Source organism: Paenibacillus sp. CH40, from assembly GCF_024213605.1.
GTDB classification, from domain to species: Bacteria; Bacillota; Bacilli; order Paenibacillales; family Paenibacillaceae; genus Paenibacillus; species Paenibacillus polymyxa_B.
Genome location: NZ_JANAVQ010000002.1, coordinates 602,598 through 617,298, shown reverse-complemented (window position 1 = coordinate 617,298; position 14,701 = coordinate 602,598). Strand labels below are relative to the sequence as shown.

13 protein-coding genes and 2 pseudogenes are annotated in these 14,701 nt (G+C 43.3%); 11 read left to right on the top strand and 4 right to left on the bottom strand.

All coding sequences use genetic code 11. The features are described 5' to 3' along the window. Positions 1 to 4 precede the first annotated feature (4 nt). Positions 5 to 1,699: a methyl-accepting chemotaxis protein gene (locus NLX73_RS09315; RefSeq protein WP_254325966.1), complete on the top strand. Its 1,695-nt coding sequence runs from the start codon at positions 5 to 7 to the stop codon at positions 1,697 to 1,699. A 236-nt stretch (positions 1,700 to 1,935) separates the two neighbouring features. Here the strand turns inward: NLX73_RS09315 and NLX73_RS09310 are convergent, their stop codons facing one another. Continuing rightward, entirely contained in the window at positions 1,936 to 2,202 is a 267-nt protein-coding gene (locus NLX73_RS09310) for a DUF4183 domain-containing protein (protein ID WP_254325965.1), read from the bottom strand. A gap of 288 nt (positions 2,203 to 2,490) precedes the next feature. Here NLX73_RS09310 and NLX73_RS09305 point away from each other — a divergent pair. Next, a pseudogene (locus NLX73_RS09305) lies at positions 2,491 to 3,297 on the top strand (ankyrin repeat domain-containing protein); the annotation flags it as partial. A 270-nt stretch (positions 3,298 to 3,567) separates the two neighbouring features. Here the strand turns inward: NLX73_RS09305 and NLX73_RS09300 are convergent. Next, positions 3,568 to 4,521, bottom strand: a complete 954-nt coding sequence (locus tag NLX73_RS09300) for an aldo/keto reductase (protein WP_254325964.1) — start codon at positions 4,519 to 4,521, stop codon at positions 3,568 to 3,570. A 158-nt stretch (positions 4,522 to 4,679) separates the two neighbouring features. On the opposite strand from NLX73_RS09300, the gene NLX73_RS09295 reads away from it, so the two are divergent. After that, positions 4,680 to 5,345, top strand: a complete 666-nt coding sequence (locus NLX73_RS09295; protein WP_114495293.1) for a TetR/AcrR family transcriptional regulator — start codon at positions 4,680 to 4,682, stop codon at positions 5,343 to 5,345. A 187-nt stretch (positions 5,346 to 5,532) separates the two neighbouring features. Then, positions 5,533 to 5,832: pseudogene (locus NLX73_RS09290) on the top strand (ankyrin repeat domain-containing protein); the annotation flags it as partial. Positions 5,833 to 5,921: 89 nt separating this feature from the next. On the opposite strand, the gene NLX73_RS09285 reads toward NLX73_RS09290, so the two are convergent. Continuing rightward, entirely contained in the window at positions 5,922 to 6,809 is an 888-nt protein-coding gene (locus tag NLX73_RS09285) for a LysR family transcriptional regulator (protein WP_254325963.1), read from the bottom strand. A gap of 126 nt (positions 6,810 to 6,935) precedes the next feature. Here NLX73_RS09285 and NLX73_RS09280 point away from each other — a divergent pair, with 126 nt between their 5' ends. The 4 genes from NLX73_RS09280 (at position 6,936) to NLX73_RS09265 (ending at position 11,617) form a co-directional block, all read left to right on the top strand. Then, complete coding sequence (locus NLX73_RS09280; RefSeq protein WP_254325962.1) at positions 6,936 to 7,607, top strand: O-methyltransferase; 672 nt, start codon at positions 6,936 to 6,938, stop codon at positions 7,605 to 7,607. Positions 7,608 to 7,960: 353 nt separating this feature from the next. Continuing rightward, positions 7,961 to 8,707: a DeoR/GlpR family DNA-binding transcription regulator gene (locus tag NLX73_RS09275; RefSeq protein WP_023987941.1), complete on the top strand. Its 747-nt coding sequence runs from the start codon at positions 7,961 to 7,963 to the stop codon at positions 8,705 to 8,707. A 2-nt stretch (positions 8,708 to 8,709) separates the two neighbouring features. Beyond that, the gene (gene pfkB, locus NLX73_RS09270; protein WP_254325961.1) at positions 8,710 to 9,621 is read left to right on the top strand and encodes a 1-phosphofructokinase; all 912 of its coding nucleotides are present in this window, start codon (positions 8,710 to 8,712) and stop codon (positions 9,619 to 9,621) included. A gap of 67 nt (positions 9,622 to 9,688) precedes the next feature. After that, positions 9,689 to 11,617: a PTS fructose transporter subunit IIABC gene (locus NLX73_RS09265; protein ID WP_254325960.1), complete on the top strand. Its 1,929-nt coding sequence runs from the start codon at positions 9,689 to 9,691 to the stop codon at positions 11,615 to 11,617. Positions 11,618 to 11,778: 161 nt separating this feature from the next. Here the strand turns inward: NLX73_RS09265 and NLX73_RS09260 are convergent, their stop codons facing one another. Then, positions 11,779 to 12,654 (bottom strand): LysR family transcriptional regulator, encoded by an 876-nt coding sequence (locus tag NLX73_RS09260; RefSeq protein WP_254325959.1) that lies wholly within the window; start codon positions 12,652 to 12,654, stop codon positions 11,779 to 11,781. A 111-nt stretch (positions 12,655 to 12,765) separates the two neighbouring features. On the opposite strand from NLX73_RS09260, the gene NLX73_RS09255 reads away from it, so the two are divergent. The 3 genes from NLX73_RS09255 to licT all read left to right on the top strand — a co-directional run bounded on the left by NLX73_RS09255 (position 12,766) and on the right by licT (position 14,586). Continuing rightward, positions 12,766 to 13,152, top strand: coding sequence for a tautomerase family protein (locus NLX73_RS09255; RefSeq protein WP_254325958.1), 387 nt, complete (start codon positions 12,766 to 12,768; stop codon positions 13,150 to 13,152). After that, the gene (locus NLX73_RS09250) at positions 13,149 to 13,484 is read left to right on the top strand and encodes a carboxymuconolactone decarboxylase family protein (RefSeq protein ID WP_134904364.1); all 336 of its coding nucleotides are present in this window, start codon (positions 13,149 to 13,151) and stop codon (positions 13,482 to 13,484) included. The genes NLX73_RS09255 and NLX73_RS09250 overlap by 4 nt, the downstream gene beginning before the upstream one ends. A 244-nt stretch (positions 13,485 to 13,728) precedes the next feature. Then, positions 13,729 to 14,586 carry a BglG family transcription antiterminator LicT gene (licT, locus tag NLX73_RS09245; protein ID WP_254325957.1) on the top strand — a complete coding sequence of 286 codons (858 nt, stop codon included), beginning with the start codon at positions 13,729 to 13,731 and terminating at the stop codon, positions 14,584 to 14,586. The last annotated feature ends 115 nt before the right edge of the window (positions 14,587 to 14,701 follow it).

Genomic DNA, 14,701 nt, shown 5'->3' with positions numbered 1-14,701 from the left:
AATAATGAAGCTGGCAACAAAATTAACCTGGATGATGCTCATCATACTGCTTCTCGTAGGTTCCTCCATTGGATACTTCGGATATCGTACCGCTTATCATCAAGTGGATGAAGCTGCTGGGATCGAGCTGGTGGGTTGCGCCAATATTACGACTGGCCTTATAGATCCTGCGGATATATCGGCTCTGGTCAGTGGAGATAACAGCAAACTTGCTGCCATTGAAGACCGGATCGGCTGGATTGTAGCACATAAGCCTATTTTTAAAGAGGCTTTCATTATCTCCTTGGATGGAAAAATTCTGGCCGCCGATGCCAACTTCAAGCAAAGAGGCTATCAAGCTGGCGATTCCTTCTACTTTACAGACGAAGACAAAGAAATGATAACTACCATGAAACATTCAGCATATTCCAAGGTTTATACATATGAAGGAACCTCGCTCAAAACTGGATACGGCCCCATTTATCAGGACCATGATCCCACCAAGCCCATTGTTGCACTGATGGCCATCAATTTTGACGGCTCGTTAATTCAGGAACGGACGTTGGATATTATTGTTCAGCCCTTTATTATTGGCGGCTCCATTTTCATCGTGGCTATCCTTGTTGTTTACCTGTTGATTCGCCATATGGTAAGTCCGCTTACCAAGCTGTCGGCCTCTGTGAACACCATTACCAAGGGCGACCTTACCCATGAACCGCTTCTCTTCAAAAACAAGGATGAAATCGGGACGCTGGCCCGCGACTTCAACGATATGACAATGAACCTGCGCAACCTGATTACTCAGGTCAATGACACCTCTATGCTGGTCGCTTCTTCCTCTCAAGAGCTGTCTGCCAGCGCACAGGCAACGAACCGTGCTGGAGAGCATAGCGTGAATGTTACGATTGAGTTGGCAGATGGGGCGCATACCCAACTGCAAAACCTGGAAGGAAGCTATAAAGCTATTCAGGATATGTCCCGCTTCATCAGCGATATTGCTGGCAATGCGGACATCGCAATGAACAAGGCCGCGGATAATGTCCAGAAAGCACGCCTTGGCCGGGAATCGATGGATTCCACCACCTCCCAAATGGGAGTTGTCAGCGAAAGCATCGGCGATCTCTCAAGCATTATTCATACGCTTGGCAGCCACTCCAAGGAGATTGAGAACATTGTCGGCACCATTGCCAGCATCGCCGAGGAGACCAACTTGCTGTCTTTGAATGCAGCGATAGAAGCTGCGCGCGCCGGAGAAGAAGGTCAGGGCTTTGCCGTTGTCGCTGGCTCTGTCCGCAAGCTGGCCGAACGTTCTGCCAATTCTGCCACACAAATCAGCGAGCTGATCAGTCTGATTATCGCCCAAATGGACAAGGCAGGAGAAACTATGAAGCGTTCCACGGACGAAATGATGCAGGGCAAAGAGTTGATCATATCAGCCGGACGCTCCTTCTCCGAGATCGAGGTCTCCATCTCCGATATGTCTTCCCAAAGCGAGCAAATATCAGCCACAGTTCGGAATCTGGCGCTGATCTCTGAAGGGCTCGTTGAAGCCATTCAGAATACCGTAATGGTCTCTAACCATACGGCTGAAGGGGCAAAGTCCCTGTCAGCCTCTTCGGAGCAACAGCTTGCTGCCATGCAAGAAGTGGAATCCTCCGCAGCGCTTCTCTCATCACTTGCCGAGAAGCTTCAGGTGCTTGTGGAGAACTTCAAGATTTAAATATTCGGGGTTCAAAGAGAAATAAACCGCTAAAGACGAGGGTAAACCCTGTGTTTGGCGGTTTTTTTATAGTGATTTTACGAAGGCATTCTCTCAGTCGCTTATGGTAGTCGTTACTGTAACATTGTTGACAGAGGTTGAGGAGGCACTAGAGTTGAAATTAATAACCTCAACGACTACTGTTGCGCCAACAATCAGGCCTGTATTTATAATTAGGTTTGTAGCAGAAAGCGTTGTTAAGCCGCCTCGCTGCAACGTCCATTTACAAATACATTGTAGTATCCGCTACTGGTCGGAACCACAAGACTGTTTGCCGCGACTGAAGTACCACTATCATTCGTGAAATTTTGTGCTGGGATAGTGGTCACTCCACCTAATATATTACCAAGCACGACAATAGCTGTGTAACGATTAACCACTGGAGTGACATTGATACTTGTTGTGATAGCAATGTTTCCAGATACGATACTGTCTGCTTCCAGATAGATTCGAATAATAGACATAGGAATTCCTCAATTCCTAATATTCCAGATAAATATTATAGTTTATGTGAATATTTTAGATATGGATTGGATGGACGGAGCCCGGGAGCCCCTTTTCGTTGCACAGGGTATACGGAATCATAATACAATGATAGCTTCTCTAAGGTATTTTGACCTCTATTACTCACTTGTTTGCGCTAGAGTGAATAATGAATTTTGGGGAATCTGTTGGATTTATACAAAGGAGAGGTTGGTATAAAATAGATATACATAATTAATACTAGATACATAAAGAGTGAGGGAATAACGATGATTAAATTAAAAGATGTAGGCAATTTCGAGGTTCTTCCTGAGATAGCGATGCATATCGTTCAAGGCAATATATCCGCTTTACGCCAAGCGCTGACCGAAGGCTGGGACATAGAACAAGGAATCGTACTCAGCAAATATACGACATTAAGTCCATTGGATATTACACTCATCACTGAGCAAATGGAAGTCTTGAAGCTACTGGTCGATGAGGGGGTCCAACTTAATGTGAAGGATAATCCCGCATTCCTGAAGGCTGTTCGCTATGGTACCGAAGAGATTGTCCGTTATGTGGTCGCCCATGGCGCCAAGCTGGACGGGAAAAATCATGTCAAATCCGGTGCTTATGAGCAAGCCTACTACGGTAACAAAAGTAATATGCTGCTTATCCATGAGCTGGGCCTCGATATGAAGCAACATGCTGGAGCAACACTCCGCAGCGCAGTTAGTAAGCATGACCTAAAAACAGTAGCATTACTATTGGAACATGGCGTAGATATTAATTTCAATGCCCCTAATATGGTATATCCTTATAAAGCCACGTCTTTGACAGTGGCGGCACGCAACAACGATTTTGCGATGGTGAAGTATTTGGTTCAGCAAGGCGCTGATGTGACGCTGGCAGAAAAAGATGGAGAACGGGCATATACAATTGCACTAAGTAATAAAAACGTAGAAATGGCTGAGTATTTAAAGTCTGTAGAGCCTCCGACATTTCATAATTTGGAAAATAAACGACATGCTTTGAAAAGCTACAAGCTTCCGAAGGATTTAATAGCCTTTCTGATGTTCGGTGAAAATAAAGTATTAGACTGGAGTCGTTGATTTAACGCGGTTTTTGAATTGAAGAATCGTCAGCTTTTGAAAAGTAAGTTTTAGACTGATCAATTAAAAGAAGCAGCGGCGGACCAAGACTTGATAAATAAAGTCTTAGACTGCCGCTGTTGTCGTTCAACTAACGTTTCCTGTTAGCTTAATCGCCCTTACTTTTAAAACTTCGATCGTAATCTGCACTACATCAACATCCGCTGTGATTAGGATTTATATTTAGCATTATTCCGCAACAGGATACTACTATTAATAACGACCACCAAACGCATTTGGACTAACAGCATCAATACGGGCAAAATCATCAGACGTAAGATGAATATCAAGTGCCTTGATATTATCCTCCAAATATTTACGGCGTTTCGTACCAGGAATCGGCAATGTGCCTCTTTCTACTGTCCATGCTATTGCTAGTTGAGGTACCGTACAGTTCTTTTCTTTGGCGATTTCCGCTAGTTTATCAACGATGTTAATATTCTTTTGGAAGTTCTCACCTTTGTAACGTGTAAAAAGATTGCGCATATCATCAGCTTGGAAGTTCTCATTCATATGACGTTCCCCCGTAATAAAGCCTCTGCTTAGAGGACTGTAAGCTACAAGTGTGATTCCTAATTCTTTTACGGTAGGTAGAGCTTCTTCTTCAATTTCCCGACTCCAAATGGAGTATTCCGATTGGACTGCGGAAATAGGGTGTACTTCATGCGCTTTACGAAGTGTAGATGCACTAATAACTGATCCATTTAGGCCATTAGAAAGACCAAGATAACGTACTTTACCTGCTTTAACTAAGTCAGCCATAGCACCAACTGTCTCCTCAATTGGAACATTAGGATCTACCGCATGTTGATAATACAGGTCGATATAATCGAGACCAAGACGTCGAAGGCTTTCATCAATAGCTTTCTTTACATAGTCCGGGTGTCCTCCGATGAATTCCCAATTTGGACCATACGAAAACTTGGTAGCGACAATTGCCTGTTCTCTTCGTCCCTTCAACGCTTTTCCTAATAGCTCCTCATTATGGCCGTTGCCATATGTATCAGCAGTATCAAGCAAAGTTACCCCGAGATCAAGCGCCCGATGAATGGTTTTAATGGACTCCTCATCATCAATGGTGCCATATATGCCGGGGGACATGCCCATCATACCCAATCCGATAGAAGAAACGACGATATCGCTGTGACCGAGTTTTTGCGTTTTCATTTTAGTTACCTCGCTTTTTATATGTTTTAGCTTCGAGTTACATCTTAGCATAAAGACATTTACACAGTAAACACTTTTAATCATTTATGTATAATCTGCAAAATATATTTGTGACGAAAGCGAAATTCCGGTTATAATAAAAGTAAGGGGGGCTTTATGTGAATAGCCAGATATCAGATAAAAAAAACGAAACACGAGCTAAGCTTATGAATAAGCTGCTTCCTTATTTACGAAAAAATGGCCTTCAGTCCGTTCGGATGGACGAAATTTCTAGAGTAATGGAGATAAGCCGAGCGACTTTATATAAGTATTTCTCAACCAAGGAAGAAATTGTCGAGTTCATCGTAGATGGTTTTATTGAATACATGAAGGAACTGACTCACAACCCTTTGGATTCGGTTCAAAGTTTCGGTACTCGTTTTTTGCAAATATTTGAACAAACCATATCTCTAGTCGTTTATTTCTCGGATATTATCCTTCAGGACCTCGAAACCAGTTACCCGGATTTATTTGATCGCTTTAATGAAGCTATGAAGGAGCGAGAAGAGAAGATACTGGCTTTCTTTGAGGAAGGTAAACAAAAAGGGATTTTCAATCAACTTAACGGCAGGCTATTAATAAAGCAGGATGAAATTCTAAGAGGGATGTTCGATGTTAAATTTCTGATGACCAATCAATTCACGGTTCAACAAGTTTTATATGATTATTTTCAATTAAAGAGGATTCAGTTGTTTAAGCCCGAAAAGCTGACAGCAATTGATGATGAAGTGTTGATGCCGAAAATAGAACATTTAACTCAAAAAGTGACCAAAAACCTTTTTTAACATTTACTAACGCGATACCACACTGATAAGAGGCCCACCAAATTAAATTAATGGGGGTTCTTCACTAACCTGCCCGTTAGCTTAATGAAGCATTGTGAGTCTACAACTTTATTTTCTCAGTCTACAACTTTATTTGCCGAGTCTAACACTTTATTTTTCAGTCTAGAACCTTATTTTCTTTTGACATCTGACGGGGGATCAGCTCCGTGTGGACCTGCCAGAAAATGATCTTGATATTCAATTTGTTGAGTTCTTCTCATTCATAGATACGGTTGAGATGAAGGTGGGGCGGCAAAAGCTGTTGCGTCTGTCTCTAAAAGTAGATAATTACTCGGATATTATATTGGTGTGGAATCCGAAGCAGAAGTGCCTGGGTTATTATGACGAGGAGCATCAGGAATATGCGGATGTGTGAAGCTTTGCCGAGTTTCTTACACGGCCGGAAGATTATCTGGAGAAAATTATTGAGGGTGAATATTTATCATAACAAGGTGAGCCATGAATGCGGTATGCACGCAGTCATGGCTCTTGTTATTTTAAAATACAGCGCTAGTGTACACAGGTGCCTAATGCTCATCAGGAATGGTTACGCATGAGCTGAATGAGATTTAGAGTAGCGGTAGATAGGGGTTCGTTCTTACGGGTACAGATGGCGATTGAATTGAGAAGGTGGATGTCTTCTACATATACCCGGCACAGTTCGCCACGTTCTACATATTCACGCACGACCAGTGAGGACACAAAGTTGGCACCATATCCGGCAATAACTGCGGTAATCGCCTCATGCAGCCCTGTGAAGTTTAGGGTGACCTGGGGGGCGGGGGCATTATAGGTTCGACATAAGGAAAATAATCTCTCCCGTGTCGAGCTCCCCTTTTCACGCATAACAAAGGGTTCATGCATCATTTCCAATAAAGAAACCTGCTGATTTGCATACCGATGATCTGGAGCTACCACGAACCACAATTCATCACGAAATAATTCTTCAGTCTGAATCGTATCGGGATACTGCTCAGGCAGTCCTCCGTAGATAGCCAAATCCACTTCTATATTTAATAGCTGCTGCAAAGCATCGTTGGAATTTGTAGTGTTAATCGTCATTTCAACATGTTCATATTGTTGTTTGAATTTTGCAATCCAGGCCGGAATGAGAAAATGAGCCGGTAAATAAGTAGCCGCTAGCCGGATATGACCATGGGCTCCATCACGATAATCTTGTGAAAATTGTTCGATTTGCTGTTCGACAGCAAAGAGCCGTCTGGCGAGTACAGCAAGTTTTTCACCAGCATCCGTTAAGGCAATCCCTCTTCCTAGCGGCATGAGCAGTGTGAGAGAGATTTCTTTTTCAAATTTTTTAATCTGGGCGGTAATCGCAGGTTGGCTAATATTTAAAAGTTCAGAGGCACGTGTCACACTCCCTGTAGAGGCGACCACGTGAAATAAGCGTAATGCATGCAGGTTCAAGACCATTCTCCCTTTCCGACAGATTCATATATGTAGATTATGAATAGAGCAAAAACATATATTATTTTTATAATAATAATTCATTTACAATCAAATTGTAAGTTAATCTAAAGGAGAGTGGAGCGAATGAATCAAACGAACACGTGGGATCAAGTAGACCAGTATATCTCGGAGTGTCTCATTCCGCATGATGCTGTCTTGGAACAAGTATTGGCCGCTAATCAAAAGGCGGGACTACCTCCGCATGATGTATCCCCCAATCAGGGAAAGCTATTAAATATCCTTGCTCAAATGCAGGGAGCGCGACGTGTGCTGGAGATCGGTACTTTGGGAGGCTACAGTACAATCTGGTTGGGAAGGGCGTTGCCGGAGGATGGAGAAATAGTTACGCTGGAAGCCAATCCGATCCATGCTAAAATTGCCCGGTCGAATATATCGTTGGCTCAGTTGGATGGAATAGTGGAACTTCGGGAGGGAGACGCTTTAGAGCAGTTAGCACAGATGAAAGAGAAGAGAGTTGACCCCTTTGATCTTATTTTTATCGATGCGGATAAACCCAATAATCCATTTTATCTGGATTGGGCACTTCGCTTCTCACATCCTGGCACCGTTATTATCGGTGATAATGTTATCCGTGAAGGAGAAGTGGTTCAAGCTTATAGCACAGACCCTCGTGTGCAGGGAGTAAGAAAGTTTTATGAGATGCTAGCTGAGGAATCAAGGATTACAGCTACAGCAATTCAGACCGTGGGGAACAAGGGATACGATGGTTTTGTCATTGGAATCGTTAAGGGCTGAACGCTAAGCGTCTCGATTGGCTAAACACAAAGGGGAGCAGTCCTCGTGTTTAGCCTTTTTCTGAGCAGTAGAGAAGGTGGGGACGAATTGTGCGCATAATGGTAAAATAGTACCTCTGGAAGCTTTAGAACGTTTTTGAACGTTTACTGCTGAATTTCCATGTAAGAAGAATGAATTTACATAAAAGTAGATGTATTTTCTTTAAAATGTAAACGCAATCATGATGATTGGAGCAGGAATTCACCATTTTGTAAAAAAATGAATTAGAAATGAATTTTTTTGAATCTTTTTGAAGAAAAGTGATTGTTTTTTGTCAAGTTTGTGGTACGATATGAACAGTTGGGGGAATGATGATGCTGACGGAAGAAAGATACAAGTTAATAATACAGCGCTTACAAGAATGTGGTGTTGTAAAGTTGCAAGAATTGGCTGATCTGTTGGGAGCTTCTGAGTCAACGATTCGGCGTGATTTGATAGATCTTGAGGGCCGTCAGTTGCTCAAGCGGATTCATGGCGGGGCAACCTTGCTGAATCAGAAAAGTCAGGAACCTGGCATGGAAGAAAAAACATTCAAAAACGTTCAAGAAAAAAATGCGGTGGCCCGTATAGCAGCCAAAGAAATTTTGGATGGCGAATGTATTTATCTGGATGCGGGAACAACAACGATGGCGATGATTCCTTACATTGAAGCTAAAGACGTGACGGTCGTGACGAATGGACTATCCCACGTAGAAGCACTGGTAAGCAAAAGAATCAGAAGCTATCTACTGGGAGGGATGATGAAAATTCATACCAAAGCCGTAATCGGGAGTATTGCCCTACAAAATTTGGACAATTTTCGATTCGACAAGTGCTTTCTGGGAACGAACGGGGTGGATATGGAAATGGGGTATACAACTCCTGATCCCGAAGAGGCGCTGATCAAGCGACGTGCTCACCAGCTGTCTGGCAAAACGTATGTGTTAGCCGATTCCAGCAAAATTGGAGAAGTAACCTTCGCCAAACTGTTCGAGCTCAAGGAAGCTATACTTATTACTGAATCGATGCCAGAACGGTCACGCCGATCCATCGCTCAGAAAACTAAGATAATCGAGGGATAACAATGATATATACAGTAACGCTGAACCCTTCCATTGATTATATCGTGGAAGTTGATGATTTGAAGCTTGGTGATTTGAACCGGATGAAACGTGATTTAAAACTGCCAGGTGGTAAGGGAATTAATGTATCACGTGTACTGAACCAGTTGGGAGCAGATAGCACGGCGATTGGTTTTCTCGGAGGGTTCACAGGCAGGTTTATCGACGATACATTGCGGGAAGAATCCATTAAAACTGATTTTGTAATGATCGAAGATGACACACGGATTAACATTAAGCTCAAGCATGGCGATGAAACGGAAATTAATGGTCTGGGACCTGCCATTCGTGAGCAAGAGGCCGATGCGTTGGTGCAAAAGCTGGCGGGACTCCAGAAAAATGACATTGTCGTCTTGTCGGGAAGTATTCCGCCGTCACTTGGAGGAGATTTCTACGATCGGCTGATTAGCGTATGTCAGCAAACTGGCGCTGAATTCGTCATCGACACCACAGGTGAGGCGTTGATGAAGGCACTGGTTCATAAACCGCTTCTCATCAAGCCGAATCACCACGAGTTGGCTGAGTTGTTTGGCGTAACGATTCATTCAAAGGAGGAGATCGTCACTTACGGTCGTAAGCTGCTGGAAGCAGGTGCAAAAAATGTACTGATTTCCATGGCAGGAGAAGGGGCTTTGTTCATTACGGCAGATGAAGTGTATCACGCAAATGTACCATCAGGAACGGTGAAAAATTCTGTAGGCGCAGGTGATTCAATGATTGCTGGATTCGTGGGTACGCTGGCTCTTCATGGCGATCCGATCGAAGCATTCCGTGCAGGAGTGGCATCCGGAAGTGCAACTGCGTTTTCCGATGATCTGGCTACTAGAGAGAAAATTGAACAATTACGGCCGCAAGTCACGATTTCAAAACAGTAATCCATCTGCATCATGAGCTTATTATGCGTGTGTCAACACGCTGATCGAACTTAGGAGAGTGTGAAAAATGAGAATAACAGACCTGATGATTAAAGAAACGATGATCATGGACCTGCAGGCGACGACAAAAGACGAGGCGATTGAGGAGCTCATCGCCAGTCTCGAAGCAAGTGGACGTATTAATGACCGTGCCTTGTTTAAAGAAATGATTTACAAACGTGAAGCAGAGTCTAGCACTGGAATCGGCGGCGGCATTGCGATGCCGCATGCCAAGACTAAAGCCGTGAATGAAGCGACTGTCGTTTTCGCCAAAAGCAGTAAAGGCGTAGAATTCGAATCGTTGGACGGTGAGCCGGCAAAAGTGTTCTTTATGATTGCCGCTCCAGAGGGAGCAGCAAATACGCATCTTCGCACACTAGCGGCTCTTTCCCGGCTTCTAATTGATACCGATTTCATTGACAAACTGATGAATACGCAAACACCGGATGAAGTATCCGAGCTGTTTGATACCAAGCAGGCGGAAGAAGAAGCAGCCAAGAAAGCAAAAGAAGCAAAGAAAGAGGCTGCCGAAGCACAGAAAACGCCGGATGTTATCGTTGGCAACCCGAATTCAGACGAGTTTGTGGTTGCGGTGACTGCCTGCCCTACAGGCATTGCGCATACGTTTATGGCTGAAGACGCTCTCATTAAGAAAGCGACAGAAATGGGTGTTAACATACGAGTAGAAACGAATGGCTCGGAAGGTGCGCAAAACGTACTGACAGCGGATGAAATTCGCCGTGCCAAAGGTGTAATCGTTGCTGCTGACAAAAAGGTTGAAATGGCCAGATTTGATGGTAAACCTGTATTGCAAAGACCGGTAAGCGACGGTATCCGTAAATCTGAGGAACTGATCCGCAAAGCGCTGAACGGCGATGCCCCAATTTATCGTAGTGAAGGTAAAAGCAGCGCTGAAGAGTCGAAAGCGGAGAAGAGCAGCGTGGGCAGTAAAATCTATAAGGATTTAATGAACGGTATTTCTCATATGCTGCCATTCGTTGTAGGCGGGGGGATTTTGTTAGCAATTTCCTTCTTGATTGAACAAGTGGCAGGAGAAGACAATGCATTGTTCCAACTGTTGCAGACAATTGGCGGTGGAACAGGTGCGTTCCACTTCCTGATTCCGATACTGGCCGGATTTATCGCGATGAGTATTGGAGACCGCCCGGCACTGATGCCAGGTATGGTTGGGGGTCTGATGGCTGTAAACTCTAATGCAGGCTTCCTTGGCGGTCTGGCAGCTGGTTTCATGGCTGGTTATGTAGTGATCTTCCTGCGTAAAGCTTTTGCAGGTCTGCCGAAAACACTGGATGGTTTAAAACCAATCTTGTTATACCCTGTATTTGGACTTCTAATTTCAGGCGCGATTATGTTCTACCTGTTCGATCCAATTTTCGGTGGTATTAATACGTGGCTTGTCAATGTTCTGAACAATTTGGGAACAGGTAATGCCGTTATTTTGGGTCTGATTCTGGGCGGAATGATGTCGATCGACATGGGTGGACCTTTTAACAAAGCAGCTTACGCATTTTCGATCGGTGTCTTTACTTCCAGCGGTAACACGAACGGTGCTATGATGGCGGCTGTTATGGCGGGTGGTATGGTACCTCCGCTGGCGATCGCATTAGCTTCGACGTTCTTCAAAAATAAGTTTACTGAGCAAGAGCGCAAGTCTGGCTTGACGAACTATGTACTTGGATTGTCCTTCATTACGGAAGGAGCCATTCCATTTGCAGCTGCTGATCCTCTGCGTGTCCTAACCTCTTGTATTGTAGGTTCAGCGATTGCTGGTGGTCTGACGCAGTTCTGGCAAATCAATCTTCCAGCTCCACATGGCGGAATTTTTGTAGCAGCTCTTGCCAATCATGCTTTGCTGTTCTTGCTTGCGGTCGTGATTGGCTCCGTGATTTCCGCGCTTATTCTGGGACTGTGGAAAAAACCGCTGGAAGCGAAATAACGGGTATGTCAAGAGTATAAACATAAAAAGAGGGCCACATTTCTTTAGGCCATCAAAATAGTAAAGCCGCTAAACACCAGGTTTCTGAGTGTTTGGCGGCTTTTTTTTATGCAAAGATGTCGGCTTGCGCGTATAGCTTATTAGTAGTTTTTGCATTAGAGCTATAGCCTACAAAGCTCCTTAACCAACTGCATAAACAGCTTTCGGGCCGAAGACATATACTGCTGGTGATGGTTGTTTTGTAGGAGTCCAATAGGAATATTCGGGTCTGCTAACTGGAGGGGAATCGTGACCAGTTCCTCCTGCAAAGGAATTGATGATAGAACCACTCCAACTGATGGAATCGTTTTTACGAATGTGGGGATCGACGAGATTTGACTGACAGTATAAAAAAACGGCATCGACGGGAAGCGTGAAAGCTCTTTCTCCAGTCGTATATGGTACAAGCAGTTCTTACCTCCGACGATAAGCGGATACTCGTACAGATCTTCGAGATGAAGCTCACTTTTTGCCGCGAAGGGATGATTACGGGACACAATAAAGGCGATGTGTTCGTGATATATGGGTTCAAAGTGTAAGGAAGGAATCGAGTGAGGTTCCCCGGAGATTGCAAAATCCAGCTTACCGTCCACCAAGGCATTTGCGAGTGCATCCGTGTTTCCAACTGTAAAATGGCACGTAATATTCGGTTTATGCTCTCGAAACTGCTGCAGAACCAAGGGCAGTACGGTAGCCGCCACCGTTTCAATCACACCGATATGGAGCGTGCCAATCTCCTCCTTTTTCAGAGACTTCGCCTGGTCCATTACAAAATTCCAATGCTGAATAAGCCCGTCTATCTCCTCGGCATATAGTTTGCCTGGGGACGTTAACTCTGCATCCCAACCCCTTTTAAAAAGCTGAAATCCCAGCTCTTTCTCTAGCCTTTGGATTTGGTTCGTGACTGTAGACTGAGCGTAGTTTAATTTGGCAGCAGCTTTTGAAAACGTTCCTTCTTCGATTATGGTACGAAATGTAGTTAATTCTTTCAGATCCACGCATGTTCATCTCCATCGGTAAAATTGAATATATTTATGATTATTTTCAATTATACAGATGAAAATAAGAGGAGTACAATCATCTTATCCCAGCGGATAGGAGAGATGAACATGCCATTTGTACGAATTGGCTACATGGAGCAGCAATACACAGAGCAAGAGCTGCCTTGGATTAGTCGCTGTATCATGAATGCTTTGATCGAACATTTTCAGGTTCCGGAAAAAGATTACTTTCAGGTTTTTCATGCTCATAAGCAAAGCGAGTTTTATTATAGTCCCGATTATTTGAATGTATCCAGAACAGACAAGCTGCTGTACATCCAAATTACAATGGGATCGGGTAGAACTACGGAACAAAAAAAGAGTTTCTACCAAAAGTTAGCGGAACTCTTATCTATTGAATGTAAGTTTAGACTGGAGGATGTATTTGTAACACTGGTAGAGACTGAATTAGAGGATTGGTCCTTTGGCAACGGACTTGCCCAGATGATTGTATGAAGCATAAATTGATCAGATCGAGTGTTCGGGAAACCATCGGTGATTTTGCTCCCGCTTTTGTAGGTTATACGGAGGATGTTCTTTTTGGAGATGTATGGAGAAGAAGTGAGCTATCTCTCAGAGAACGGAGTCTCATCACCGTCTCCGCATTGGTAGCGGGTGAGCATGTAAATCAACTTCCTTATCATCTGAAACTGGCCAAGGAGAACGGAATTTCGGAGGAAGAACTGGTTGAGGTCATTACACAGCTTGCCTTTTATGTAGGATGGCCCCGGGCAGCCTCAGCTATTCAGGTTGCCAAAGAGGTGTTTTGCAAAGAGAAAGAGAGTTAAGCATGAACCCAAAAACCGCTAAGCACAAGGGATTCAGAGTGTTTGGCGGTTTTTTGGCATGATGGTGTTGTTATTCTGTATTGAAAGCGGTATAGTAAGAGTAATTGAATGAGGGGTGAAGTGCCCTTCGGGATTGTTACTGGTAAGCAGGCGATACCCAAATAATGACTAATTGATTTAGTCGTTATTTGGTTTTTTTTGTTATTACAAACTTTGTCATTACATCAATGAGGTGAGCAGATAAATGATCATCCGGCAAATTTTTAACAACAATGTCATCCGAGCCGAAAATCAGGTGGGTCATGAATTTGTTGTCATCGGGAATGGTCTGGGCTTTAAAAAGAAAAATGGTCAGAGGGTCGATGAGGAAAAAATAGAAAAAACCTTTGTATTAAAGTCTGATAAAATTCCACAAAAATTAATAGATCTTATTGGGGAAACATCTGTAGAGTATTTAAAGGTGGCGGATGAAATTGTAGGCGGCGCAAAAAAGGAAATGGGAGATATTTTTAGTGACAATATTTATATTTCTCTGATTGACCATATTCAATTTGCCATCTCTCGATACAGAAAATCCGTGGGACTTAAAAATTCACTGTTATGGCAAATTAAAAAATTTTACAAAAAAGAATTTACGATCGGAATGAATGCATTGGATATCATCCATGCTCAATTTGGCATCCAAATGGATGAGCATGAGGCCAGCTTTATTGCTATGCATTTTGTAAATGCAAGACAAGACGGTCAGGGTATGAAACAAACGGTTGAGATTACCGAGGTGATTGATGACATTTTCAATATTGTAACCGATTACTATCAGATTACACTGGATGAAACTTCGTTCAATTATTCCCGGTTTATTACTCATTTGCAGTACTTTGCCCAACGACTGCTGAGCAATGAACAAGAACAACTAGCTTCAGGGGATAATTTCTTGTATGACCAAGTCAAAGATAAATACGAGAGGGCTTTTCAATGCACCCAATTGATCAATCAATATTTGGAATTAAAGCATGAAAGTGCTATGTCGATTGACGAAAAAGTGTATTTGACGATCCATATACAGCGTGTAACCTCCAGAAACGATATGGCTACTTCTTAGAAAAAAAAGCTTGCAAACGATTTCTAAGTGATTTATAGTAGGCTCACAACTTAAATATAAGGATTGTTACTGGTTAAGCAGGCGATACCTAAATGAATGGCAGTGATCATTTTCT